Source organism: Curtobacterium sp. GD1, assembly GCF_020882855.1.
In the GTDB taxonomy this organism is placed as follows: domain Bacteria; phylum Actinomycetota; class Actinomycetes; order Actinomycetales; family Microbacteriaceae; genus Curtobacterium.
The window spans coordinates 39,528-63,405 of the sequence record NZ_JAFEVQ010000001.1; the positions used below are offsets into that span (position 1 = coordinate 39,528).

Annotated in this window: 23 protein-coding genes; 13 read left to right on the plus strand and 10 right to left on the minus strand. The window is 72.5% G+C overall.

The genetic code is table 11. The features are described from left to right. Nucleotides 1–50 precede the first annotated feature (50 nt). The gene (locus tag JSX79_RS00235) at nt 51–1,400 is read right to left on the minus strand and encodes an NAD(P)/FAD-dependent oxidoreductase (protein WP_229084585.1); all 1,350 of its coding nucleotides are present in this window, start codon (nt 1,398–1,400) and stop codon (nt 51–53) included. Continuing rightward, the gene (gene hemE / locus JSX79_RS00240) at nt 1,397–2,521 is read right to left on the minus strand and encodes a uroporphyrinogen decarboxylase (protein ID WP_071294323.1); all 1,125 of its coding nucleotides are present in this window, start codon (nt 2,519–2,521) and stop codon (nt 1,397–1,399) included. Before hemE ends, JSX79_RS00235 begins: the two co-directional genes overlap by 4 nt. Nucleotides 2,522–2,611: 90 nt before the next feature. Here hemE and JSX79_RS00245 point away from each other — a divergent pair, with 90 nt between their 5' ends. Together JSX79_RS00245 and JSX79_RS00250 are read left to right on the plus strand one after the other, a co-directional pair. Next, on the plus strand, nt 2,612–3,934 hold the full coding sequence (locus JSX79_RS00245; protein ID WP_071294366.1) for a glutamyl-tRNA reductase: 1,323 nt from the start codon (nt 2,612–2,614) through the stop codon (nt 3,932–3,934). Nucleotides 3,935–3,957: 23 nt separating this feature from the next. Continuing rightward, a complete protein-coding gene (locus JSX79_RS00250) occupies nt 3,958–4,362 on the plus strand; it encodes an NUDIX domain-containing protein (RefSeq protein WP_258027747.1) in 405 nt (134 codons plus the stop codon). Nucleotide 4,363: 1 nt separating this feature from the next. On the opposite strand, the gene JSX79_RS00255 is transcribed toward JSX79_RS00250, so the two are convergent. Beyond that, nucleotides 4,364–4,639: a hypothetical protein gene (locus JSX79_RS00255; protein WP_071294322.1), complete on the minus strand. Its 276-nt coding sequence runs from the start codon at nt 4,637–4,639 to the stop codon at nt 4,364–4,366. 103 nt (nt 4,640–4,742) lie between these two features. Between JSX79_RS00255 and JSX79_RS00260 the strand changes: the two genes are divergently transcribed. Both JSX79_RS00260 and JSX79_RS00265 read left to right on the plus strand, forming a co-directional pair. Then, entirely contained in the window at nt 4,743–5,435 is a 693-nt protein-coding gene (locus JSX79_RS00260; RefSeq protein ID WP_229084589.1) for a DUF4232 domain-containing protein, read from the plus strand. Nucleotides 5,436–5,454: 19 nt separating this feature from the next. Further along, on the plus strand, nt 5,455–5,871 hold the full coding sequence (locus JSX79_RS00265) for a GNAT family N-acetyltransferase (RefSeq protein ID WP_229084591.1): 417 nt from the start codon (nt 5,455–5,457) through the stop codon (nt 5,869–5,871). 78 nt (nt 5,872–5,949) lie between these two features. Here JSX79_RS00265 and JSX79_RS00270 read toward each other — a convergent pair whose 3' ends face one another. The 3 genes from JSX79_RS00270 to JSX79_RS00280 are packed head-to-tail and all read right to left on the minus strand — an operon-like array spanning nt 5,950 to nt 10,325. Next, nucleotides 5,950–6,906: a serine hydrolase gene (locus tag JSX79_RS00270; RefSeq protein ID WP_071294319.1), complete on the minus strand. Its 957-nt coding sequence runs from the start codon at nt 6,904–6,906 to the stop codon at nt 5,950–5,952. Further along, entirely contained in the window at nt 6,906–8,870 is a 1,965-nt protein-coding gene (locus JSX79_RS00275; RefSeq protein ID WP_092385735.1) for a M13 family metallopeptidase, read from the minus strand. Before JSX79_RS00275 ends, JSX79_RS00270 begins: the two co-directional genes overlap by 1 nt. A 39-nt stretch (nt 8,871–8,909) precedes the next feature. Continuing rightward, complete coding sequence (locus JSX79_RS00280) at nt 8,910–10,325, minus strand: hypothetical protein (RefSeq protein ID WP_229084593.1); 1,416 nt, start codon at nt 10,323–10,325, stop codon at nt 8,910–8,912. Nucleotides 10,326–10,423: 98 nt separating this feature from the next. On the opposite strand from JSX79_RS00280, the gene JSX79_RS00285 reads away from it, so the two are divergent. From JSX79_RS00285 to JSX79_RS00300, 4 genes are all read left to right on the plus strand, one after another. Beyond that, nucleotides 10,424–11,761, plus strand: a complete 1,338-nt coding sequence (locus tag JSX79_RS00285) for a uracil-xanthine permease family protein (protein WP_070417368.1) — start codon at nt 10,424–10,426, stop codon at nt 11,759–11,761. A 144-nt stretch (nt 11,762–11,905) separates the two neighbouring features. After that, nucleotides 11,906–13,216: an MATE family efflux transporter gene (locus JSX79_RS00290; RefSeq protein WP_229084595.1), complete on the plus strand. Its 1,311-nt coding sequence runs from the start codon at nt 11,906–11,908 to the stop codon at nt 13,214–13,216. Further along, the gene (locus JSX79_RS00295; RefSeq protein ID WP_229084596.1) at nt 13,213–14,442 is read left to right on the plus strand and encodes a lipopolysaccharide biosynthesis protein; all 1,230 of its coding nucleotides are present in this window, start codon (nt 13,213–13,215) and stop codon (nt 14,440–14,442) included. The genes JSX79_RS00290 and JSX79_RS00295 overlap by 4 nt, the downstream gene beginning before the upstream one ends. A gap of 65 nt (nt 14,443–14,507) precedes the next feature. Further along, nucleotides 14,508–15,764, plus strand: coding sequence for a hypothetical protein (locus JSX79_RS00300; RefSeq protein ID WP_229084597.1), 1,257 nt, complete (start codon nt 14,508–14,510; stop codon nt 15,762–15,764). Between the two features lie 146 nt (nt 15,765–15,910). On the opposite strand, the gene JSX79_RS00305 is transcribed toward JSX79_RS00300, so the two are convergent. Beyond that, nucleotides 15,911–17,356, minus strand: coding sequence for a family 20 glycosylhydrolase (locus JSX79_RS00305; RefSeq protein ID WP_229084598.1), 1,446 nt, complete (start codon nt 17,354–17,356; stop codon nt 15,911–15,913). A 179-nt stretch (nt 17,357–17,535) separates the two neighbouring features. On the opposite strand from JSX79_RS00305, the gene JSX79_RS00310 reads away from it, so the two are divergent. Further along, nucleotides 17,536–18,087: a hypothetical protein gene (locus tag JSX79_RS00310; RefSeq protein ID WP_229084599.1), complete on the plus strand. Its 552-nt coding sequence runs from the start codon at nt 17,536–17,538 to the stop codon at nt 18,085–18,087. On the opposite strand, the gene JSX79_RS00315 is transcribed toward JSX79_RS00310, so the two are convergent. From JSX79_RS00315 to JSX79_RS00325, 3 genes are all read right to left on the minus strand, one after another. Continuing rightward, complete coding sequence (locus tag JSX79_RS00315) at nt 18,084–18,305, minus strand: hypothetical protein (protein ID WP_229084600.1); 222 nt, start codon at nt 18,303–18,305, stop codon at nt 18,084–18,086. The two genes, JSX79_RS00310 and JSX79_RS00315, sit on opposite strands and share 4 nt — an antisense overlap. Further along, nucleotides 18,298–18,465 carry a hypothetical protein gene (locus JSX79_RS00320; protein ID WP_229084601.1) on the minus strand — a complete coding sequence of 56 codons (168 nt, stop codon included), beginning with the start codon at nt 18,463–18,465 and terminating at the stop codon, nt 18,298–18,300. The genes JSX79_RS00315 and JSX79_RS00320 overlap by 8 nt, the downstream gene beginning before the upstream one ends. Nucleotides 18,466–18,531: 66 nt before the next feature. Continuing rightward, the gene (locus JSX79_RS00325) at nt 18,532–19,734 is read right to left on the minus strand and encodes a LacI family DNA-binding transcriptional regulator (RefSeq protein WP_229084602.1); all 1,203 of its coding nucleotides are present in this window, start codon (nt 19,732–19,734) and stop codon (nt 18,532–18,534) included. A gap of 93 nt (nt 19,735–19,827) precedes the next feature. Between JSX79_RS00325 and JSX79_RS00330 the strand changes: the two genes are divergently transcribed. The 4 genes from JSX79_RS00330 (at nt 19,828) to JSX79_RS00345 (ending at nt 23,874) form a co-directional block, all read left to right on the plus strand. Next, nucleotides 19,828–21,153, plus strand: coding sequence for an MFS transporter (locus tag JSX79_RS00330; RefSeq protein ID WP_229084603.1), 1,326 nt, complete (start codon nt 19,828–19,830; stop codon nt 21,151–21,153). Nucleotides 21,154–21,162: 9 nt separating this feature from the next. Next, entirely contained in the window at nt 21,163–21,858 is a 696-nt protein-coding gene (gene nucS / locus JSX79_RS00335; protein WP_070417381.1) for an endonuclease NucS, read from the plus strand. Between the two features lie 91 nt (nt 21,859–21,949). Continuing rightward, complete coding sequence (locus tag JSX79_RS00340) at nt 21,950–22,612, plus strand: HAD hydrolase-like protein (protein ID WP_070417382.1); 663 nt, start codon at nt 21,950–21,952, stop codon at nt 22,610–22,612. Further along, nucleotides 22,609–23,874 carry a CynX/NimT family MFS transporter gene (locus JSX79_RS00345; protein WP_229084604.1) on the plus strand — a complete coding sequence of 422 codons (1,266 nt, stop codon included), beginning with the start codon at nt 22,609–22,611 and terminating at the stop codon, nt 23,872–23,874. The genes JSX79_RS00340 and JSX79_RS00345 overlap by 4 nt, the downstream gene beginning before the upstream one ends. The last annotated feature ends 4 nt before the right edge of the window (nt 23,875–23,878 follow it).

The window sequence follows — 23,878 nt, forward strand, 5'->3', positions numbered from 1 at the left end:
ATACGTCCGGCGTTCCTGCAACAGTAGCCCTCTCCCAGTGTGCGGTCCGCTCAGGAATCCAGGATGTGCTCAGCGGCGGTCCGTGCGGCCGCGACGATGCCGGCCAGCCCCCGGCCCGTCGATGCCTCACCGATCCCGACGACCCCGTCGGCGAGCCCCGCGGCGGTCGTGTCCGGACCGTGCCACCGGACACGTGCGGCACCGACGACGGCGGACGGCGCGATCGGCACGCCGAGCAGGGCGGAGGCGTCCTGGGCGGCGCGGGTCCCGATCGCGTCGTACGGGTCGACCTGGAGGCTCCTCCCGGTCTCGACCGCGTCGGCCGCGGCTCCAGCGGGGGTCGCCGCGACCCCCGCGTCCGTCGTCGCGTAGCTCAGCCGCAGGACGTGCCGGCCCCCGGCCGCCTCGGCCAGCCACGGCCACTTCACCGTCGCGTGCGTGATCGCCTTCGCCCGGACCCCGGGTGCGTCCGGGTGCACGAGCATCCCGGTACCGCGCGGCGCCGCGTCGAGTTCGTGCTGGTCGACCACGAGCGTCACGAGCTCGATGCCCGTGCGCACGGGTCCGGCCGTGCGGGCAGGGTCCGCCGTCGACGCGAGGACGTGCTCGGCCACCAGTCGCTCGGTCTCGCCGTCGTCGGTGCGGACCTCGACGGCGTGCTCCTCGATCGCGGTGGCCCGGGTGTGCAGGCGGACGTCGACCCGGTAGGTCTCCATGTCGGCCACGAGCTCGTCGACGAGTCGCACGGTGCCGCCGCGGATGCCCTGCACGGCGGACCCCGCCGTCGCACGGGCACGGAGGGCGAGGACCGCGCGGGCGAGGGAGCCCTCGCGCAGCAGCGCCGCCCGGAGCCCGGGAGCCACCCGGTCCGGGTCGAGGTCGTCCGGGTGCGTCGAGTGCACACCGGCGACGATCGGCACCACCAGGTCGTCGAGGACCTGCTCGCCCATGCGCTTCCGGACCAGCTCGCCGAGCGACGGCGCCTTCGACCCGACCAGGGACGGCAGCAGGGAGTCCATCTGCGCGCGGAGCGCTGCCTTCTGCCCGACCACCGCGAGGACGTCGGCCGCCATCGGGCTTCCCGGGATCCCGAGCAGTCCGGTCTGCGGGATCGGGGACGTCCGGCCGTCGCGGGTCATCAGCCACGCACCGCGCGGGTCCGGCGTGGTGACCTCGTTGCCGAGGCCGAGTTCGATCGCCAGCCGGCCGACGGCGTCGTTGCGGGTCGCGAACGAGTCCGCCGCCATGTCGAGGTCGAGTCCCGCGACGGTGTGCCGACGGACCATGCCGCCGAGCACGCCGGAGCCCTCGACGAGGACGACGTGCGCGCCGCCCTTCGCCAGGTCCCGCGCCGCGACGAGTCCGGCGACCCCGCCGCCGACCACGACGACGTCGGTCACGCCCGCACTCCGGTCGCCGCGGCCGTCCCGTCCCCGAGCTCGTGGACGAGGGACACGATGCGGGTGAGCACGGTCGGGTCGGTCTCCGGCGGCACACCGTGCCCGAGGTTGACGACGTGCGCCCGGGCCGCACCACCGCGGCGGACGACGTCGCGCACGTGGGCCTCGAGCACCTCCCACGGGGCGGAGAGCATCGCCGGGTCGATGTTGCCCTGCACGGTGACCCCGGTGCCGACCCGGCGCACGGCCTCGTCGAGCGGCAGCCGCCAGTCGACGCCGACCGCGTCGACGCCGACCCGGTCCGTGCCGAAGGTCGTCATGTCGCGCAGGACCTCGCCGCTGCCGACGCCGAAGTGGATGCGCGGGACGCCGAGGTCGGCGACGTGGGCCAGGGCGTCGGCCGAGTGCGGTGCGACGCGGGTGACGTAGTCCTCGCGGGAGAGCGAGCCCACCCACGAGTCGAACAGCTGTGCGGCGGAGGCCCCGGCGAGCACCTGGGCCCGGAGGAACGCCCCCGACACTCCGGCGGCCCAGGCGAGCAGGCGCGACCAGGTCTCCGGGTCCGAGTGCATGAGCGTCCGGGCGCGGATGTGGTCCTTCGACGGTCCGCCCTCGACCAGGTAGGCCGCGAGCGTGAAGGGTGCCCCGGCGAACCCGATGAGCGGGGTGTCGCCGAGCTGCTCGACCGTGCGCGCCACGGCGTCGGTGATCGGGGCGAGGGCAGTCGCGTCGAGCTGGCCCAGCGCGTCGACGTCGGCCGGGGTGCGGATCGGGGACGCCAGCACCGGCCCGCGCCCGGGGACGATCTCGACGTCGACGCCCGCGAGCTTGATCGGCACGACGATGTCGCTGAAGAAGATGCCGGCGTCGACCCCGTGCCGGCGGACCGGCTGCAGCGTGATCTCCGACGCCATCGCCGGGTCGAGGCAGGCGTCGAGCATGGCCGTGCCGACGCGCAGTTCGCGGTACTCCGGCAGGGACCGGCCGGCCTGACGCATGAACCACACCGGCAGGGTCTCCGGCCGGTCGCCGCGGAGCGCCCGGACGAGGGGCGAGCCCGACGTCCGCCCGGAGACGAGCGGGTGCGAGGCGGGGAGGGCGGTCGTGGATGCGTCGGTCACCGCACGATTCTCCCATCGGCGAACGGAACGTATCCCGAGCACGCACGACGGGAGCGGGAACCGGGCGCAACGCGAGTTACCATGGAAGACGTGCTCATCTGTCTCACGGCGTCGCATCGCAACGCCAGCTTCGATCTCCTGGAGCGACTGAGCATCGGCGCACCGACCGCCGCGAGCCGTCTCGTGACGGACTCCGACGTGCTGGACGGGGCCGTCGTCCTCGCCACGTGCAACCGCTTCGAGGCCTACCTCGACATCGCCGGCGACGACCGCGACTCCGCCGTCTCGGCCACCGTCGACGCCGTCGCCACCGCGAGCGACCTTGACCCAGCCGAGGTCCTCCGGTCCGTCAACGTGCTCGGCGGCAAGGACGTCGTGCAGCACCTCTTCGCCGTCTCGAGCGGCCTCGAGTCCGTCGTGGTCGGTGAGACCGAGATCTCCGGGCAGGTCCGCCGCTCGCTCGAGGACGCCCGCTCGAACGGCACCACCACCTCGGACCTCGAGCGGCTCTTCCAGGAAGCCGCGCACACCTCCCGCGGCGTCAAGACCCGCACCCGCATCGGCGCCGCCGGCCGGTCGCTCGTGCGGCTCGGCCTCGAGCTCGCGTCCTCCCGCGTGACCGACTGGGGCCGGACCCGGGTGCTCCTGATCGGCACCGGCAGCTACGCAGCGACGACCATCGCCGCCCTGCGCGACCGCGGCGCGGACACCATCCAGGTCTTCTCCCCCTCCGGCCGGGCGCCGTGGTTCGCCGCGAAGCACGACCTCGTCGCCGCGCACGACCTCCGCCAGGCCATCGGTTCGAGCGACGTCGTGATCACCTGCACCTCGAGCGAGGTTCCGGTCGTCGAACCGGCCGACCTCGACGACGGCGTCCGGCGCATCGTCATCGACCTCGGACTCCCCCGCAACGTGGACCCCGACGCGGCCGACGTCGACGGCGTCGAACTGCTCGACCTCGAGACCATCAGCATCCACGCCCCGATCGCCGAGCTGAACGCCGAGTCCGAGGCCCGCGCGATGGTCGAGGACGCCGTGTCCCGCTTCCGCGCCCAGGCCCTCGAGCAGTCGACGACGCCCGCGCTCGTGGCCTTCCGCAAGCACGTCTTCGACATCCTCGACGACGAGATCGACCGCGCGAAGCGTCGGGCGGACGGCGACGACGCCTCGGCCGAGCAGACCGAGCGCGCCCTGCGGCACCTCGTCGGCGTCCTGCTCCACCGTCCCTCGGTGCGCGCTCGCGAACTCGGTCGCGCCGGTCGCGGCGAGGAGTTCGTCGGGGCGCTCGACGCCCTCTTCGGTGTCCGTCCCGAGCCCGAGGCGGAGCTGCCGTCGCCGGTCGTGCCGCTCGCGGAGCGCACCGCGCCCGAGCGGATCGACCGCGACCGCACCGACGAGGCGGACGCGAGCTGAGCCTCCAGGGCCACCCCGCGACCCTGCGCGTCAGTGCGCTGCTGCTGGTGCGCGACCGCCGCGTGCTCATGGTGCGCGCGCGGATGCGCGACGTCCTGTACCTCCCCGGGGGCAAGGCGGAGCCGCACGAGAGCGACGTCGAGGCCGTCGTCCGCGAAGCCTTCGAGGAGACCGGCCTGCGGCTGACCGCCGACGACGTCGAGCCGTTCGGCACCGTCACCGAGCCGGCGCACGGGCAGGCCCCGGGGACGATGGTCGCGATGGCGCTGTTCCTGGTCCGTCCAGGAGGCGCGCTCGACTCCGCCACGCCGGTCGCCTCGGCAGAGGTGGACGAGGTCGAGTGGGTCACCTCCGCGGACGCGGACCGGTGCCCGCCGGCGGGCGTGGAGACGCTCCGCCGCCTCGTGGCGGCGGAGCTGATCGACTAGGTCAGACCTGGTCGCGGTCGGTGTAGTGCCCGACCTCGCCGTCCGGGGTGGGCTCGGCCTCGCCGGGGATGTCCGACTCGACGTACTCGCCCTCGCCGTCGCCGCCCTCGGGACGGGTCTCGCCGGGGATGTCGCTCGAGACGAACTCGCCCGCGGGCTCGTTCGACGCCACGGGCGGCTCGCCCGGGATCTCGCTGTCCGTGAAGGACCCGGCGCGGGGCTCGACGCCGTCCGACCGGCCCTCGTCGCCGCGTGCCTGTTCGTGCTTGCCTGCCATGTCGACCTCCGTTGCTCGTGCGCTGGCGCGTGCCCTGGAGTGTCCTCGGGGCGGCTGGGCGCCACCCGAGTCGTGTACCCCGGGGCGGTGGTTGCGTTGGCTCATGCAACGTCGCGCTGGTTCCCCACTGCTCGTCGCCGTCGGCATCGTCGCCGTCGGTCTGCTCGCCGGCTGCTCGTCGGGCGGCGCCACGACCCCGTCGGCCACGACGACGGAGACCGTCACGGCGACACCGACGTCGGCACCGACGCCCTCGTCCGCGGCGTCCGGCTCGGCGTCGTCGCCGAGCGCGTCGGGCGGATCGTCCGGCGGCTCCTCGGGTGGTTCCTCAGGTGGTTCCTCGGGTGCAGGGTCCTCGGCGTGCGCGACGTCCTCGCTCGCGGGGAGCATCGAGGCCGGCAGCGGTGGCGCTGCCGGGAGCACGTACGTCCACCTCGTCCTGCGGAACACCGGGTCGTCGACCTGCACGCTGCAGGGGTGGCCGGGGGTGTCCTTCGTCGGCGACACGAACGGCACGCAGATCGGCAACGCGGCGACGCTCGACCGTGCGGCGCCCCACCCGACCGTCACGCTGGCCTCCGGGCAGGAGGCAGTGGCACCGCTCAAGGTCACGAACTCGGAGAACTACCCGGGGTCGACGTGCGACCCCACCTCGCCCGACGGCTTCCGGGTGTACCCGCCCGGGTCGAAGGAGTCGCTGTTCGTCCCGTACACCGCGTTCGCCGCGTGCCGGTCGGAGGACGTGACGGAGCTCGACGTGCAGGCCTTCGTCCCCGCGGGGCAGGCCGCCGACTGACGTCTGCCACGATGGGACCGTGGTGGTGATCGCGGAGGAACGACCGGCCGGGGACGAACTCCTGGCGCTGTACCGCGACGTCGGGTGGACGGCGTACACGCGGGACCCGGAGACCCTCGTCGCCGCGGTCCTCGGGTCGCACCTCGTGCTGACCGCCCGGGACGCGACGGGCTCGCTCGTCGGGCTGGTCCGGACCGTGTCCGACGGCGTGACGATCGTGTACGTGCAGGACGTCCTCGTCGCACCCGAGCACCACCGGGCCGGCATCGGCGGGGCCCTGCTCGACGGCGTCCTCGAGCGGTACGCACACGTGCGCCAGACCGTACTGACGACCGATGCCGAACCGGGGCAGCGGGCGTTCTACGAGTCGCGGGGCTTCGTCGAGGTGCACGACGTCGTGCCGACTCCGCTCCGCTCGTTCGTCCTGCTCCGCTGACCGGAGTCGGCCACGGGGAACACCATCGTGCCCTCGTCGAAGGAGATCAGGTACTCGGTCACGAGCGTGAGGGTACGCTCAGCGGGCCGCGGGCTCGTGCACCGTCTCGAGCACCTCGGTGCCCATCGTCCGCAGGGCGTCGATGACCGCCAGCCGCCGCTGCAGCGAGTCGTCGTCGAACGTCACCGTGACGGCGTAGCTCACCGACGACCCGGGCCCGCGCAGGATCCCGGCCTCGGCCCGCACGCCCGTGCTCGACCCGGTCGCCGAGACGACCTGCAACCCGTGGTCCAGTGCCCGGTGCGCGAGCGGGTCCAGCCCGAACGACCCCGCGACGAGGCTGAGGTCGGACGCGAGGGACAGCCATCCGAGCACCCGGTTCGACACCGCCTCGTCGACGACCTCGCCGAGTGCCAGGCCCCGCATGAGCCAGGCGAGCTCGCCCGTCGGCGCGACCGAGGCGTCCGGAGCGTCGTCCGGCCCGCGACGGTCCCGCACCCGGTCGATGAGGGCGGTCCGTTCGATCCCGAGCGACTCGGCGCGCTCGCGGACGGCGTCGATGCCGACGGTCGAGAGCAGCGCGTTCATCGCCCAGGCGTCCGCACCGGCACCGACGAGGGTCGCCAGGTCGGACACCTGCATGGTCGGCTCCTGCAGGAACTGCCAGAGCCCGGCACCGGTCGCGGTGTCGCGCGCCATGCGCTGCAGCCGGTCCCCGTGCAGCCCGCCGTCCTCGAGCCGTGCCGCGACCTCGACGAGGAGCAGCACGCGGCCGAGGCTCGCCACCGGTTGGACGAGCGTGTCGTCCACGGCCAGTAGGGCCTTGCCCGTCGAGGTGTCGATCACCGAGGCGCTGACGGACGCGCCGTCCCGGGCGATGGCGCCGAGCGCCTGCAGCGTCGCGGCGAACCGGTCGTCGGCACCACCGCGGTGCCGCCCGCGCGCACGCCCGTCGGCCCCGCCGGCGTGCTGCCGTCGCCGCGACCGGCGAGCCGCTCCCGGCTCCGACGACGGAGCCGCGTCCGGCTCGGCCATCACCAGATCGAGACGCGCTCGGCCGGGTCGAGGTACATCGCGTCCCGCTCGGTCACGCCGAAGGTGTCGTAGTAGACGTCGATGTTGCGGACCACCTGGTTGCAGCGGAACTCGGTCGGCGAGTGCGGGTCGATGCTCAGCAGACGGGCGGCTTCCTCCGGACGGATCGCCATCCGCCAGGCCTGCGCCCAGCTGAGGAAGAAGCGCTCGGCACCGGTGAGGCCGTCGACCACCGGCGGCTCCTGCCCGTCGAGGGACAGCAGGTACGCCTTCCACGCGATCGACAGCCCGCCGAGGTCGCCGATGTTCTCGCCGATCGTCAGAGCGCCGTTGACGTGGCCGTCCGGGACCTCGGTCGGGACGAGCGCGTCGTACTGCGCGATGAGGGCCTTCGTGCGCTCCTCGAACGCGGTGCGGTCCGCCTCGGTCCACCAGTTCTCGAGTCGGCCGTCGCCGTCGTACTGGGAGCCCTGGTCGTCGAAGCCGTGCCCGATCTCGTGCCCGATGACGGCACCGATCGCGCCGTAGTTCGCGGCGGCGTCACGCCCGGCCTCGAAGAACGGGAACTGCAGGATCGCCGCCGGGAACACGATCTCGTTGAACCCGGGGTTGTAGTACGCGTTGATCGTCTGCGGGGTCATGAACCACTCGTCGCGGTCGATCGGCTTGCCGATCTTGCCGAGCTCGCGGTCGACCTGGAAGCTCGCGACGGCGCGGACGTTGCCGATGAGGTCGTCGGCGGACACCGGCAGCGCGGAGTAGTCCCGCCACTTCACCGGGTACCCGATCTTCGGCGTGAACTTGTCGAGCTTGTCGAGGGCCCGAGCACGCGTCTCGTCGGTCATCCAGTCGAGGGCGGTGATGCTCTGCCGGTAGGCCTCGACCAGGTTCGCGACGAGGTCGTCCATCGTCGCCTTCGAGGTCTCGTCGAAGTGCTCCTGCACGTAGATGCGGCCGACCGCCTCGCCCATGGCCCCCTCGACCAGCGAGACCCCGCGCTTCCATCGCTCGCGCTGCTTGGGCGCACCGGTGAGCGCGGTGCCGTAGAACGAGAAGTTCGTCGCCGAGAAGGCACTCGTCAGGTAGGCCGCGGAGGCGCGGATCACCTGCCAGCGCAGCCAGTCCTTCCAGACGTCCAACGGCTGGTCGCGGAGCAGCTCCGCCAGACCGGTCACGAACGACGGTTCGCGGACGACGACGGTCTCGAAGGCGCCGGCCGGCGCGTCGATCGCTTCCCACCAGAGGCGGAGGTCGATGCCGTCGGCGAGCGCCGCGACCTCGGCCCACGGCAGCTTGTTGTAGGTCTTCTGGCTGTCGCGGGTGGTGACGTTGTCCCAGTGCTTCGACGCCAGTGCGGTCTCGAGTGCGATGACGTGCTCGGTGCGGTCGCCGCCGTCCTCGAAGCCGGCGAGCGGGAACATCGCGGCGACGAACTCGCGGTACTTCGTGCGGATGTCGGCGAAGCGGTCCTCGCGGTAGTACGACTCGTCGGGCAGCCCGAGGCCGGACTGTTCGAGGAAGACCACGTAGGACTCCGGGTCGCCCGGGTCGTTGTCGACGAAGAGCTGCAGGAAGCTCGGCAGGCCGAGACGCTCGAAGCGTCCGACCATGCGGATGACGTCGTCGACCGAGTCCACGGCGGCGATCTCGGCGAGCAGGGGCTCGATCGGCGCGGTGCCCAGGGCCTCGAGCCGGTCCTCGTCGGTGAAGGAGGTGAAGAGGTCGCCGACCTTGCGGTCCTCGGTGCCGGGCGCGGCCTGCTGGGAGCGCTCGATGATGTCCCGCACGGCGATCTCGGCGGCCTCGGCCAACACCGTGAACGAGCCGTACCGTGCCTTGTCGTCGGGGATCGGCGTCGATGCGATCCACGAGCCGTTCACGTGGCGGTACAGGTCGTCCTGCGGGCGGACCGTGGCGTCCAGCTCGTCGGTGTGGATCCCGGAGGTGCTTGCGACGTCGGTCATGCGGTCAACGATAGCCACCGTCGCCCTGATCGAGCGGTGTCAGCCACGGTGGGCACCCCGGCGCCCGAGTGCCCGCGCTCCCGCGAGCCCGCCGAGCCCCGCTGCGAGGAGCACCCCGGCGACGCCGAGCGGCACCGAGGGGTCCTCACCCGTGTACGCGAGCCGCCCGCTGGGCACGGCGGTGATCCGGCCCGCGGTGGCCTGCGGTGCGGCCTGGTGGTTGCCGGTGGAGACGCCGGGACCCGCGCCGGGACCGTGACCGTGCTCGGGTGCGGGGCGGACCGGGAGCTTCGGCAGCACGAGTCGGAGCGCACCCTGCTCGACCCCCTGCACCCGCTGCCGGGCGACCACGACGTCCCCGGGCAGCGTCGCCCGTGGGACGACGAGTTCCCAGCCGCGACCGATCGCGGCGGTGATCGGTCGGCCGTCGGCCCCGTCCACCGGCGTCCCGCTCGCGGTCTCGAGCGCCACCACACCGCCGGGCTCGCCGGTGCCGGAGAGTCGCACGGAGCCGTCGGCGAGCTCCTCGACCGAGCCGGTGATCGCGATCGGCACGGTGACGAGGGCGTCCGTCGTCCCGATCGGCGTCCCGTCGCCGAACGTCGTGACCGTGATCCGGTGGAACCGCGCGGTCTCGGGGAAGGGCAGCTCCGCGCGCCAGGTGGTGTCGCTCGAGGTGGTGGCGACGACCGGTTCGCCGTCGGCACCGAGGACCGGCCCGGACGCGTCCGCGAACCGGAGCGTCGTGCCGACCGGCGCCCGTCCGGCGAGGGTGGTGCGCCGGGTCTCGCGGGAGGCCGAGACGGTGCCGACCTCGGCCGCTCCGGAGAGCTCGTACGAGTCCCGGCCGATGCCGTTGACCGTGCCGTCGAACACGCGCTCCACCACGATGTCGTGTCGGCCGGGGGCGCGGTCGCGCAGGACCGCGCGCCAGGGCGCACCGGCTTCGGCGACGACGTCCGCGACGGGTTCGCCGTCGTCGGTGACGACGTAGCGTTCCGGACGGCTCACCCCGCTGCCCTCGAGCGTGATGGTGCGGGTGAACGGATCGATCGTCGGGACCCACGTCGGCGGGAGCAGCCCGAGCACCTCGACGGGCAGGTCGACCGTCTCGCCGGTCACCTGCGACGTCACGTGCAGCACGCGGGGCCCGGGGCCGACCCGGAGTCCGACGCTCCACACGCCGTCGCGGACCTCGGTCCAGACGGTCTCTGCGCCGTCGACGGCGATCGCGACGCTGCCGCCCGTGGGTCCGGTCCCGGTCAGCTCGACGCGTCCGGTGGCGTGCTCGATCGAGCGGACCTGCGCGGTGAAGTCCGCCGCGGGGGTCGTCCGCTCGTGGGCCGGCGCGGCGACGGCACCGGTCAGGCCGACGACGGGCGAGAACGCCACGGCGAGCGCGGCGCACCAGGCGGCGATCCGCCGGTGCGGGGTGGATCGGACGGACTTCGACATGGGCAACGCTCCTGTGGTACGTCACACACCATATACGGAGCGGCGGACATCCTCGGCGGGATCGTCACGAGCGGTGGACTGCCGCTAGCGTCGACCCCATGGGACTTCCGTGGAAGCTGCACGGGGACGGCGCGACCGTCTCCGCGACGACGATCGTCGCGCCGGACGAGCGCCTCACCTGGGGCCGGACGATCGGCCTCGGCGTGCAGCACGTCGTGGCGATGTTCGGCGCGACCTTCCTCGTGCCGCTGCTCACCGGCTTCCCGCCGGCGACGACGTTGCTCTTCAGCGGCATCGGCACGATCCTGTTCCTGCTCATCACCGGCAACCGGCTGCCGAGCTACCTCGGGTCGTCCTTCGCGTTCATCGCCCCGATCGCCGCCGCGACGAAGATCGGCGGCATCCCGCTGGCGCTGTCGGGGATCATCGTCGTCGGGGTGCTCCTCGCGGCCGTCGGCGCCGTGGTGCACCTGGCCGGCGCCGGGTGGATCGACCGCCTCATGCCGCCCGTGGTCTCCGGCGCGATCGTGGCCCTCATCGGCTTCAACCTCGCTCCGGCCGCCCGCGACAACTTCACGAAGGCCCCGGTCGTCGCGGTGATCACGCTCGCCGCGATCATCCTCGTGACCGTGCTCTTCAAGGGGCTCATCGGACGCCTGTCGATCGTCATCGGCGTCGTCGTCGGGTACGTGGCGGCACTGATCGCCGGCGAGGTCTCGTTCGACGCCGTCGGCAAGGCCGCCTGGATCGGTCTGCCCGAGTTCACCGCGCCCGCGTTCGACCCGTCGCAGCTCGCGATCTACCTGGCGTTCGTGCCGGTCGTCCTCGCGCTCATCGCCGAGAACGTCGGCCATGTGAAGGGCGTCGGACAGCTCACCGGTCGTGACCTCACCCCGCTCACCGGGCGAGCACTCTTCGCCGACGGCATCTCCACCGTCCTCGCGGGCGTCGGCGGCGGCTCGGCGACGACCACCTACGGCGAGAACATCGGCGTGATGGCCGCCACCCGGGTCTTCTCGACCGCGGCGTACTGGGTGGCCGCGATCGTGGCCGTCCTGCTCGGCCTCTCCCCCAAGGTGGGCGCCGTCATCTCGTCCGTCCCGCCGGGGGTCCTCGGCGGAGCGACCACCGCGCTCTACGGGCTCATCGGCGTCATCGGCATCCGGATCTGGGTGGAGAACCGCGTCGACTTCGCGAAGCCGAAGAACCAGCTGACCGCGGGCATCGCGCTCATCATCGGCATCGCCGACTTCACGTTCTCGTTCGGTCAGGCGAGCTTCGGCGGGATCATCCTCGGCACGGTCGCGGCGATCGTGGTCTACCACGTGATGGACCTCGTGGGCCGTGCCCGCGGGACCGACGAGGCGACGCCCGAGGTGCCGGACGCGGCCCACGCCGCCACCGGCGGGGTCCCCGCCGAACCGCGCGCCGACTGACGCGAGCACCCGCCGGACGGGAGGCGCGGGTCGACGCCGACCCGCGCCTCCCGTCCGACCCGTCACCGGTCCGGGCGTGCGCGCACCACGCGTGGTCCGCATCGCCGCCAGAATGGGTCGGTGCCCGGACCGACGCGACCCGCAGTGACCACCGAGCGGCGCGCGGTCGACCGCGACATCGTCCGCCTCGCGGTGCCGGCGCTCGGTGCGCTCGTCGTCGAACCGCTGTTCCTGCTGACCGACACCGCGCTCGTCGGGCACCTCGGTGCGACGGCCCTCGCTGCCGTCGGCCTCGCCGGCGCCGTCCTGCAGACCGTCACGGGGCTGCTCGTGTTCCTCGCGTACTCGACGACCCCGGCCGTGGCCCGCGCGCTCGGCGGCGGGGACCGACGCGGGGCCGTGCACGCCGGCATCGACGGGATGTGGCTCGCGCTCGTGCTGGGCGTGGTCCTCGCGCTCGTGGGCTGGCCGCTCGCCGGACCGCTGGTCGACCTGTTCGGTGCGTCGGCCGACGTGTCGGCGGCGGCGACCGCGTACCTGACGGTGTCGCTCGTCGGGCTGCCCGGGATCCTGGTCGTCACCGCCTCGACCGGGCTGCTCCGTGGGCTGCAGGACACGAGGACGCCGCTCGTCGTCGCCACCGTCGGGTTCGTCGCGAACGGGCTGCTCAACGCCGTCCTCATCTACGGCGCAGGCTGGGGCGTCGAGGGGTCGGCCGCCGGTACCGTCATCGTGCAGTGGGCGATGGCGATCGTCTACGTCCGGATCGCGGTCCGCGCGGCGCGTGCGTCGGGGGCTCCACTGCGCCCGGGCGCCTCGGGCGTCGCGCGGGCGCTCCGGTCCGGTGCCTGGCTGTTCCTGCGGACGGCCTCGCTGCGCGTGGCGATGCTCGCGACGGTCGGCGCCGCCGCGGGGCTCGGGACGACCGGGCTCGCGACCACCCAGGTCGGGTTGACCGTGTTCTCCACCCTGGCGTTCGCGCTCGACGCCCTGGCGATCGCCGGGCAGGCGCTCGTCGGACACGGGCTCGGGGCGCGGGACCCGGCGCGGGTGCGGCTGGTGACGCGGCGGCTCGTCCTGCTCGGGATCGCCGGCGGTGTGCTGCTCGGGGTGCTGACCCTCGCCGTGAGCGGGGTGCTCGGGCCGGTCTTCTCCGACTCGTCCGCCGTGCGTGGCGCGCTGCCCGTCGTCCTCGTGCTCATCGCCGTGGGGATGCCGGTCGCGGGCTACGTGTTCGTGCTCGACGGCGTGCTGATCGGCGCCGGGGACGCGCGGTACCTGGCGATCGCGGGTGGGGTGAACCTCGTCGTGTACCTGCCCCTGCTCTGGTGGGCGGGTGGGACCCTCGCGGGGCTGTGGGCCGCGTTCGCGCTCGGGTACATCGGGGTGCGGGCGGTGACGCTCGGGGTGCGGGCGCACCGGCGTGGGTGGGTCGAACAGGCGTTGGCGCGGTGAGCGTGCGTCCGGCTCCCGCTCGTGCCGCGGCCTCGTCCGTCGCGTCGTCGGCCGTGCTCGCCACCGTCGGCATCGGGGTGCAGGGCGTCGCGAAGCTGCTCGTGACCGTCGTCGTCGGCCGGGTGTTCGGCACCGAGACCCTCGGGCAGACCACCGCGCTCCTGTCGCTCTCCGTCTTCGTCGCGCTGCTCTGGCCGAACGCCGCCGGCAACACGGCATCGCGGTACCTGGCGATCGCGCTGCGCGGACGGCACTCCGACGCCGCGGTGAACCGGCTGCTCGGGCTGTCCATGCTCGTCTCGACCCTGGTGCTCGCCGCCGTCACCGTGCCGATCGCCCTCGCGTGGGGCAACGGCCCGGGCACGGTCCTCGGTGGTGTCGCGGTCGTCGTCGGCTACGGGCTGTACTGCTACACCCGCGGAGCGCAGCTCGGCTACGGCCGTGCGCCGAAGGTCGCGCTGTGGGACGGCGTGACGAGCGTGCTCGCGCTCGGGCTGCTCGTGCTCGCCTGCGTCGCCCGGCTCGAGCCGTTCGTGCTGCTGCCGCTCGCGATCGGGTACACCGTCTTCGCCGTCGCCTGCTGGCCGCGGGGGAACGGGTTCGGGCCTGCTGCTCGCGAACCCGTCCGCGGGGTGCTCGGGTTCGCGGGGTGGAACGTGCTCGCGGTGGTGACCTCGAACGGGTTGCTCCAGCTGACGATGATCTCGGCGCAGGTCACCGTCTCCGCCCACGACGCCGGCGTCTACGCGGCCGCCTTCACCCTGGCGACCCCGGCGTCGATGCTCGGGCAGGCGCTGGGGCAGGTGCTCGTGCCGGCGTTCGCCCACCGGACGGACGGCGGGTCGCTCCGGTCCCGCGGGGCCGTCCTGTTGGTGGTCGGCTTCGCTGCCGGCACCGCCGTGGTGTTCGGCCTCGTGGCGCTGCTCGCCGGGTGGTTCCTGCCGATCGTCTACCCGGCCGAGGGCGCTGCGGCCGTGGCCGACCTGCGGTACCTGATGGTCGGGGTGTGGGTGTTCACCGTCGGGCTCGTGCCGGCGGCGTTGTTGCTCGCGGCGGGGCGGTCGCGGCAGGTGGCGCTGGCGTCGGTGGCCGGGTTCGTTGTCGGAGCGGTGCTCATGGCCGTGCTCGGGCCGGTCGCGGGGGTGGCCGGGGGGACGACGGGGTTCCTCGTGGGGAGTGCGGTGAACCTCGTGGCGGTGGTGGGGCTCGGGGTGCGTCGAGGCTGAGGTGCGCGGAAGCTCCAACGAATCAATGTGCCATGCTGTCTCGGCGATGATCCTTTGGGGGGAAAATGCCAACGCTCCGGCAAGCCATCGACACGATGAACGATCCTGGAATCGTCCGCGCGCAGAGCGACGTCGCGCTCGTTCAGAAGGTCGCCGAGCTACAGAAGGAATATCTCCTTACCGACCCGAGGCTCCCTGTGAAAGCCGCGCTGTCCCGCGCCGACGGCCTGGACGGGCCGCTCGACGCGAAACCGGTCGAGGTGATGTTGGAACTCGCCCTGGGAACCACGCTGAACGTGTCCGACGCGGCAGCCTCGTTCGGTCGACGTTGGTCCACCCTCAAGTACCTCGGCCTCTTCGAGAACGACCCACAGGCGCGGACGCTGAACCTGAGCCCGAGCGTGCTCGCCGAAGTCGGCGCAAACCAACGGCGAGTCATCTCTGAGGAACTCGGGATCGGCTTTGCCGCACACGCTGCGAAGCACTGGTGTCGGACGCGCTACCCAGGGGTCGGTGCCATCTCGGTCATCGACGTGGATCGAACTCTCCTCAATGGCTCCATGCCGAAACTCCAACGGAACGGGAAGCGACAACCCGACTATCTCCTTGCGTTCGACGATCCGACGGCCCCCGGTCGCAGGCGGTTAGAACTCCTCGAGTCCAAGGGCACGGTGAGTTCAGCGACCGCGAAGTCGCAGCTCGGTCGAGCAGTCACGCAACTCGCCGGCCTGACCGTGAACGGACGGACGTTGACCGGACTCGCCGTGTCGACCATCTCGACCGAGAGCGGGATCACTCTCATGGCGGTCGATCCTGAAGAGGATCCGGTCTCCTGGGCGCCAACCAAGCACGACACGGATCATTGGCGTGGGGACGAGCCCAAGTGGAGCGGCGAGGAGCCCGTGGTCGACTTTGCTCCCGAAGAGCTGGTGGCGAAGGCGACGAACGTCGACTACGCGACACTCGCAGAATTCGCCGGGATGTCCTCTGCCACGACGAGATGGCTGACGCGGTTCGGTACGCAAGGCCGCAGTGACCTCGTCACGGAAACGAGAGCAGGGCCGGGTGGGACGTCGTACATCGGCCAGGAGCTCGTCTTCCAGGTTGGTTCGGAGATCGTCAGAATGTTCCAGGGCGTCGAAGCCGACGTTGCAGACGGGCTGCGATCGGGCGACCCAAAGGCCGTGATGCAAGCACAACGCAATGGACGCCCGTCATCAGAAGACGTCGCAGACGCGCTCAAGAGCGGTATCGGGCGTGACGCTGCCTCGGCGGTCGCGACCACCTCCGAGGGTGCGGTGCTGCAGCTCAGCGTCGGCTGAGCAGTACGCGGCTGCGGCCGACAGATCGGATCAATGCGAGAAGAGCTGTCTACCCAGACTCCCGTGACAAACGTTCGCCGTCGCTGTTGCCGCCGATGGACGGAACCGATTCCTCACGACCTTGTCCTCATCGCCGGTGCGCGGGCCTACGAGCCGGCGGTCTCGATCATCGCGAGCACGTGTGGGGCGCTCCAGCGCAGGAGCGCGTCGGAGGGCGGTGCTTCGAGGTCCTCGCCCCAGATCGCGACGGCCGCCCCGGACATCGGACCCGCCAGACGTGCGCCCGAGTCCCCGTCCCAGGCCCGGAGCGACCAGTTCTCGCGGAGATCGGCGACGGTGTACTCACTGTCGGCCGCATCGAGGTCCGTCGGCACCTCGTACAGGTAGTACGAGTTGTAGTTCAGCAGGTCGATCCCGGCCGCGTACAGGTCGTTCGCACCCGCCCGTCGCTCGCGGCGCTCGCGGCGTTCCGTCGCGTCCTCAGTGTCGCCGTCGAAGCTCCAGTAGGTGACGTGGATACGCGGATCCAGTCGCCCGATCGCAGCCCGGTCGATCCCGTCGTTCCACGCCCACACCGCACGGTTGCCGACGGCGGCCGCCATCGTGTTCAACCACTGGACGCGTTCGTCGGCGGTGACGTCGTCGCCCCACTCGTCGCCGCCGATGTGGACGGTGCGGCTCGACGGGAAGGTCCGCGTGACCTCCTGCAGGAGTCGTGCGGCCAACGCGGAGCTCCCGGGCGCCGACGTGTCGAGTTCGCTCTCGCCCGAACGGATCCGGTCCACCCACTGCTTGCCGTGTCCGGCCTCGAGGAGGGCGAACGCCGCAGCCATGTGGCCGGGAGTGTCGATCTCGGGAACGATCGCGATGCCTCGCTGCGCGGCGTACCGGGAGATCTCTCGCGCTTGTGCCGCGCTGAGGAACGGCCGACCGGTGATCCGACTCGTGTAGACGCCGTCCCGGAGATCGGCGTTCGCGAGGGTCTGGCCGAGGACCTCGCTCTCGATGCCGACGTTCTGGTCGTCGGTGAGGTGGAGGTGCAGGAAGCGACCACCGTGATCCGCGAGGAGCGCGATGTACTGCTCGATCAGCGCCACCGGGTAGTAGGCACGAGCCACGTCGAGCATCACGCCGGTGTCGGGACGTGCCCGGGTCGCGCGGGCGGTGGTGACGGTCGTGGCCGAGGTGCCGCACTTCGACAGGGAGAACGCTCCCGTGCACGCGAGGACCGCGTACTTCCCGGCCGGCGCACGAGGAGGCGCGGTGTGCGTCGCGTGGATCGTCGCGCTCGCACCGGCAGCGAGTGACTGCACCGAGACGTGTCCGAGCGTGTACCGCTTGCTCCCAGCCGTCAGGGAGAGCCACGCGTCGGCCGCCGGCTTGCGGGCCACCGAGGTGTTCTTGACCGTCAGCGTCGTGCGCACCGTGGTGCGTGTCGACGTGGTGGTGCTGCTCGCGGTGACCTTGGTGACCACCAGCCGCGGAGCTCCGGACGCATCAGCAGTGCCCGCCGACCCGCCGATCGCGTCCGCTCCGATCACGACTGCCGCCGACATCGCGATCACCAGGCCGACGGCGATGCTGCGCTTCACGCGGGAACCCGCGGCTGCCGTCGTCCTCGCATCCGGATCGCGTCTCCCGAGCCCCACGGCACCCCACCCTCGAACCGCTCCGGCGCGGACGGTCCGAGCAGGATCGCACGATCGTACTGGACGCCGTCCCCTGCGACGAGGCAGGCCCCGCACGACGGGTCGCACCCTAGGGTGATCGGGTGTCTTCCCCCGCCGAGGCCCCCGGTCCCACGACCACGACTGAGACCGAGGCGACGGGCACACGCCGGACCCTGCTCGCCGTCCTCCCGTTGACGACGGCGTGGGCGGGAGCGGCAGCCGTCGTGGTCGTGCCGACCGCGAGCGTGGTGGTGGGTGCCGTCGTCGAGCGTTCCCCCGCCGCGTTGCCGTTCATCCTCATCATGACGCCGGCGATGATCGGCGGTGCGGCGGCGGTGTTCGTGTTCGGACTCGCAGCGGGCGCACTCGCCGGCCTACCCGACCGGTGGCTGGGTCGACGCCGTCCGAGCGTCACCGGCGACGTGGCCGCCGTGCTGATCCTGACACTGCTCGTGGCGGGGACGTCGGGTCTCGCCCAACTGCTCGTGCCGTACCTGTTCCCGTGGCCCGTGACGGCTCAGGTGATCGGTGTGGCAGCCGTGACGGCCGTGTCGACGCTGTTCGTCGTCGCGGCCCACCGCAGACGCGAACGTCGGCGGCACGACCTCCGACCGACTGCTGCAGCACCGCCGACGACCGAGGCGCGACGCTAGCGCGCTCGTCCCCGCCGGAGTGCGACCAGTCCGGCGATGCCCAGGACGAGGCCCACGACGCCGCACAGCATCCCTCCGAGGTACACCGCCGCGGCACCGAAGTTCACGCCCCCGCCGATCGGACTGAGGATCACCCAGACCGACCCGGCGGCCGTCGCGATGAAGCCGATCCCGAGGACGACGACCCCAGCCGTCACGAGTCTCCGGCCGTCAGTCACGGTCGGCTTCGCGGTCTGCACGCTTGGCAGCGCGTCGTGCTCGCGCCTCGGCGTCCTGTTGCTCCTGGAGCGGGCTCTTCTGCATCGATCCCCGCGCTGCGAGCACGATCATCACGACGACCAGCACGAGCACGACCGGGACCAGGAAGGTCAAGAACACGCAGCGCCCCCATCGGTCACGAGGCTCTCGGTCGAGCCTCGTGTGCAGCGTAGCCCGCGGGACACCTCAGTGCCGGCTCCCGTCCGCCGGCCCCTCCGCCCGCGGCGGCCCCGTCGTGTCACCGATGCGGAGCTCCGAGCGGAACGCCGCCGGCTGGGGCTCGGCCCCTTCGAGCATCGCCAGGGCAGCACGGGCCGCCGCCTGCCCCTTCTGCACGAACGGCTGCACGAGCGTGGTCAGCTGCCGGATGCGGGTGCGGTGGAACAGGCTGTCGTCCACGGTGATGCCGTCGAACCCGACGACGCTGACGTCCTCGGGCACACGGAGTCCGGCGTCGAGCGCGGCCGAGATCACCCCGACGGCGAGGACGTCGCTCTGCGCGATGACCGCGGTCGGCCGGGGCCCGTCGGGGGCGAAGAGCGCGGTGCCGGCGATCCGGCCTTCCTCGACCGAGCTGCCTGCAGCCTCGATCGCAACCGAGTCGGGGTAGACCCCACGGACCCCGCGCAGGCGTTCGAGGGACGTGAAGGCGATGCCAGCGGCCTCGCGCTCGGCGTCGATCGGCCCGCGGCGGTGCGCACCGTCGAGCGGCAGCGACACGATGGTGACGGCCTCGTGCCCGAGGTCGCGCAGGAATGCTGCCGCGCGGCGGGAGGCCTCGCGGTTGTCGAGCTGGATCGGCACCGCACCCTCGATGTCGTCCGCCTCGATCGCGACGACGGGGATCTGCCGGCGCCGGAGCACGGCGACCGCGGGGTCGATCCGCACGTTGCACCCGACGAGGACGACGGCGTCCATGGGGGCGTCGACGAGGGGGACGGCACCCTGTTCGTCGTCGAGGGGGCTGCGGACGAGCAGCAGCGAGGCACCGGCGGCACCGGCCACCTCGGCGATGCCGTCGAGCGTCAGGACGTTCACCGGGTCGCGGAAGGCATCGCTCAGCCGTTCGTCCATGACGACGCCGATGACGCCGGAGCGACCGCGGCGCAGGGAACGGGCACGCGGGTCCGGGCCGCCGTAGCCGAGCTCGGCGGCGGCGGCCAGCACGCGGGCCTTGGCGTCCTCGGAGACCGGGCCGCTGCCGCTGAACGCGAGCGAGGCCGTCGAGGGCGCGACCCCGGCAGCGCGGGCCACCGCGGTGAGGGTCGGACGTCGGGGGCGGACCGGGACGGGACCGGCCGGGACCGCACCGGCGCGCGGGGCATCGGCGGCGTCCTCGCGGTGGTGCTCCGTCCGCGACGCGCCGGGTCCTGTTGCCGGTTCGTCCATCGCCCGTTAGCGTAGCCGGAAACAGCGGTCGAATCGATTCGATCGAGCCGCGACACGCACGGCAGCACAGCAGCGAAGCACGATGGGACCACCATGACGACGACGTCCGCCCGCACCACACCCTCGACACGGGCCTGGATCACCGCGGTGTTCGTCGTGTTCACCCTGTCCGGCCTCGACATCGCGACCTGGCTCGGCCGGATCCCGAGCGTCCGCGACTCCCTCGGAGCGAGCACCTTCGAGATGGGCCTGCTCGTGCTCGGCATGGCGGTCGGCTCGATCGGCGGCCTGACCTTCGCCGGGCACATCGTCGCGAAGCTCGGGGCTCGCCGGGGCGTCCAGGTGGCCGCAGCGTGCCTGGCCCTCGGGATGGTCTTCGCCGGGCTGGCGGTGAGCCTGGGGTGGGGCTTCGCCGCCATCTGGATCGCGCTCATCGCCTTCGGGTTCGGCAACGGCCTGTGCGACGTGTCGATGAACGTGTCCGGCGCCGCGGCGGAGAAGGCCGGCGGCCGCACGATCATGCCGCTGTTCCACGCCGCGTTCAGCCTCGGCACGCTCGCCGGTGCCGGCCTCGGAGCCCTCGCCGAGGCGCTCGAGGTCCCGGTCGCGTGGCACTTCATCGTCCTCGTCGTCGTCACGAGTGCCGCGATGCTCGTCGCCGTCACGCGCTTCCAGGACGAGCACCGCTTCGAGGAGCACGTCGCCACCGACACCAGCCCGGTGCCGACGCCGGTCAGCCGCTGGCAGGTCTGGGCCCAGCCGTCGACCCTGCTCATCGGCGTGATCGTGCTCGGCATGGCCCTGGCCGAGGGCTCGGCGAACGACTGGCTGCCACTGGCCATGATCGACGGGCACGGCCTCGACAACGCCGCGGGCGCCGCCGTCCTCACGGTGTTCCTCGCCGCCATGACCGTCGGCCGGGTGGCCGGCAGTCCGCTCATCGACCGGTTCGGGCGGGTGCCGATCCTCCGCATCAGCGCCGCCGTCGCGGTCGTCGGCCTCGGCATGCTCATCTTCATCGACAACGTGCCGCTCGCGATCGTCGGCGTCGTGCTCTGGGGTCTCGGGGCGAGCCTCGGCTTCCCGATGGGCATGTCCGCCGCGGCCGACGACCCCCGGACCGCCGCCGCCCGGGTCAGCGCCGTGGCGACGATCGGGTACGTGGCGTTCCTCGCGGGACCGCCGCTCATCGGGTTCCTCGGCGAGCAGGTGGGGCTGCTCGGTGCGCTCCTGGTGGTCTTCGTGTTCATCATCGCGGCGGGACTCGCGTCGGGCGCTGCCCGTGAGCGCGGCGCCGCCGCCCGGCCGACCCGCCGTGGCGGCGACGTGGACGGCGGGGGCGAGCCGCGCCTCCAGGCCCAGCGCGCCGACGCGGCCACGAGCGCCGACAGCACCACGGGCGGTCGCGACGCCGGTTAGGCTCTCCGGGTGCGTCTCGTCATCGCCCGCTGCTCCGTCGACTACGCGGGCCGGCTCTCAGCCCACCTGCCGCTCGCGACCCGTCTGCTCATGCTGAAGGCCGACGGTTCGCTGCTCGTCCACTCCGACGGCGGCAGCTACAAGCCGCTCAACTGGATGAGCCCGCCGTGCTCGATCGAGATCACCGAGCCGGACGAGGAGCAGTCGAGCGCCGGCATCACGCAGGTGTGGACGGTCACGCAGAAGAAGACGCAGGACAAGCTCATCGTCTCCCTGTACGAGGTCGTCTCCGACGAGTCCCACGACCTCGGCGTCGATCCGGGCCTCGTGAAGGACGGCGTCGAGGCGCACCTGCAGCAGCTCCTCGCGGAGCAGATCGAGCTGCTCGGCGACGGCCACACGCTGGTCCGCCGCGAGTACATGACCGCGATCGGCCCGGTGGACATCCTCGCCCGCGACGAGGCCGGGGCGAGTGTCGCCGTCGAGATGAAGCGGAACGCCAACATCGACGCGGTCGAGCAGCTCACCCGGTACCTCGAGCTGATGAACCGCGATCCGCTGCTCCGGCCGGTGCAGGGTGTGCTCGCCGCGCAGACGGTGGCGCCGCAGGCACGCACCCTCGCCGAGGACCGCGGGATCCGCGTCCTCGTGCTCGACTACGACGCGATGCGGGGCATCGAGGGCGGCCACACCCGCCTCTTCTGAGCGGTCGGACTGGAGGCGCGGCTCGCGTCCGCCGGTGACGCCGCGCCCGCCGGGCGGTCGCCACCAGGGCCCCGGCTAGGCTGAGTGGGACATGACCAGCCCGTTCTCCGCCATCCTCTTCGACCTCGACGGCACCATCAGCGATTCCGCGCCGGGCATCCTCGAGAGCCTCACCCACACGTTCCGGAAGGTCGGGGTCCCCGTGCCGGACCACGCGACGCTGCTGTCGTTCGTGGGCCCGCCGATCATGGACACCTTCACGACGGCGATGGGCATGGACGCCGAACAGGCCGAGCACACGCTGTCCGTGTACCGCGAGCACTACTTCTCGCACGGTGCCCTCGACTCGGCGATGTTCCCCGGGATCGACGTCGTCCTGCGCACCCTCCACGACGCCGGGCTGCCGATCTCGACCGCGACGAGCAAGCCCGAGACGCCGGCGACGTACATCCTCGAGCACTACGGCCTCACCGGCGACATCGACATCATCACGGGCGCCAGCGACGACGAGGTCCGCTCGTCGAAGGCCGACGTGGTCGAGGAAGCGCTCCGCCGCCTCGACGCCCGCGGGTTCGACACGAGCCGTCCGGTGCTGATCGGGGACCGCCTGCACGACGTGCAGGGTGCGGCCGTGCACGGTGTCCCGACGATCTTCGCCGAGTGGGGCTACGGCTCCCCCGCCGAGGCCGAGGGCACCATCGCGCAGGCCGCGACCCCGCTCGACCTGCTCCCGATCCTGCTGCCGTCCTCGTGACGACCGGGGCGGGCGGCCGGGCGGCGGCGGGACTCCGCGGTGCCGCCTGGCTGCTGCCGGCCGCCATCGTCCTCATCGCGCTGAACTTCCGCGGGCCGATCGTCGCGACGGCCCCGGTCATCGGCGACGTCCGCGTGGACCTCGGCCTGACCGCGACGGTCGCCGGGCTGCTGACGACGATCCCGGTCCTCTGCTTCGCGCTCGCGACGCCGTTCGCCAGCTGGGTCATCGCGAAGGCCGACCCCGAGCGCGCGGTGTCGCTCTCCCTCGTCATCGTGCTGGTCGGCACCGTCGTCCGCTCGATGCCGTCGTCCGCGGCGCTGCTCGTCGGCACCGCCGTGATCGGCATCGGCATCACGATCGGCAACGTCGTGATCCCCGTCGTGATCCGACGGGACACGTCGCCCGAGCGGGTCGGCCTGGTCACCGGCGTCTACACGTCCGCGCTCAACGTCGGGTCGATGATCACCTCGCTCGGCACCGCGCCGATCGCCGCGAGCTGGGGCTGGCCGGTCGCGATCGCGGTCTGGGCGGTGTTCGCCGTGGTGGCCGGTCTCGCCTGGACCTACGCGGTCGGCGCCCGGGCCGCGTGGCGCCGCCCGACGGCGTCCGAGCCCGTCGTCGAGACGGGGCCGATCGACCAGGTGCTCGGCACGGGTGCGATCCGGACGGTCGACGGCGGTGCGGGGTCCGCGCAGGTGCGCCCCGCTCGTCGGCTCATCACCTGGGGGCTGACCCTCGCGTTCGGCGGCCAGGCGTTCTCGTACTACGCCCTCACCGCGTGGATCCCGACGCTGCTGCACGACGAGATCGGTTTCTCGAAGGCGGCGTCCGGGGCGAGCTCGTCGGTGTTCCAGATCCTCGCGGTCGTCGGGGCGCTCGGTGTCCCCGTGCTCGCGGCGAAGTGGCGTCCCCGCGCGATCATCGCCCTCGTCGCGTTCCTCTGGCTCGCGATGCCGCTCGGGCTGCTGTTCGCCCCGCAGCTCTGGCTGCTCTGGTCCGTCCTCGGCGGCGCGGCACAGGGCGGCGGCATCACGGTGATCTTCATCGTGATCGTCCGGATCGTGTCGAGCGACGCCGACGCCCGGCGGATGTCCGCGTTCGTGCAGGGTGGCGGGTACCTGCTCGGTTCCGCGGGGCCGCTCGTCGCCGGTTCGTTGCACGGGATCACCGGAGACTGGACGGCACCGTTGCTCGTCGTGCTCGTCGCCGTGCTGACGCTCGGGATCGTGGGGACGTTCGCGGCCCGACGGGTGGCCTGAGTCC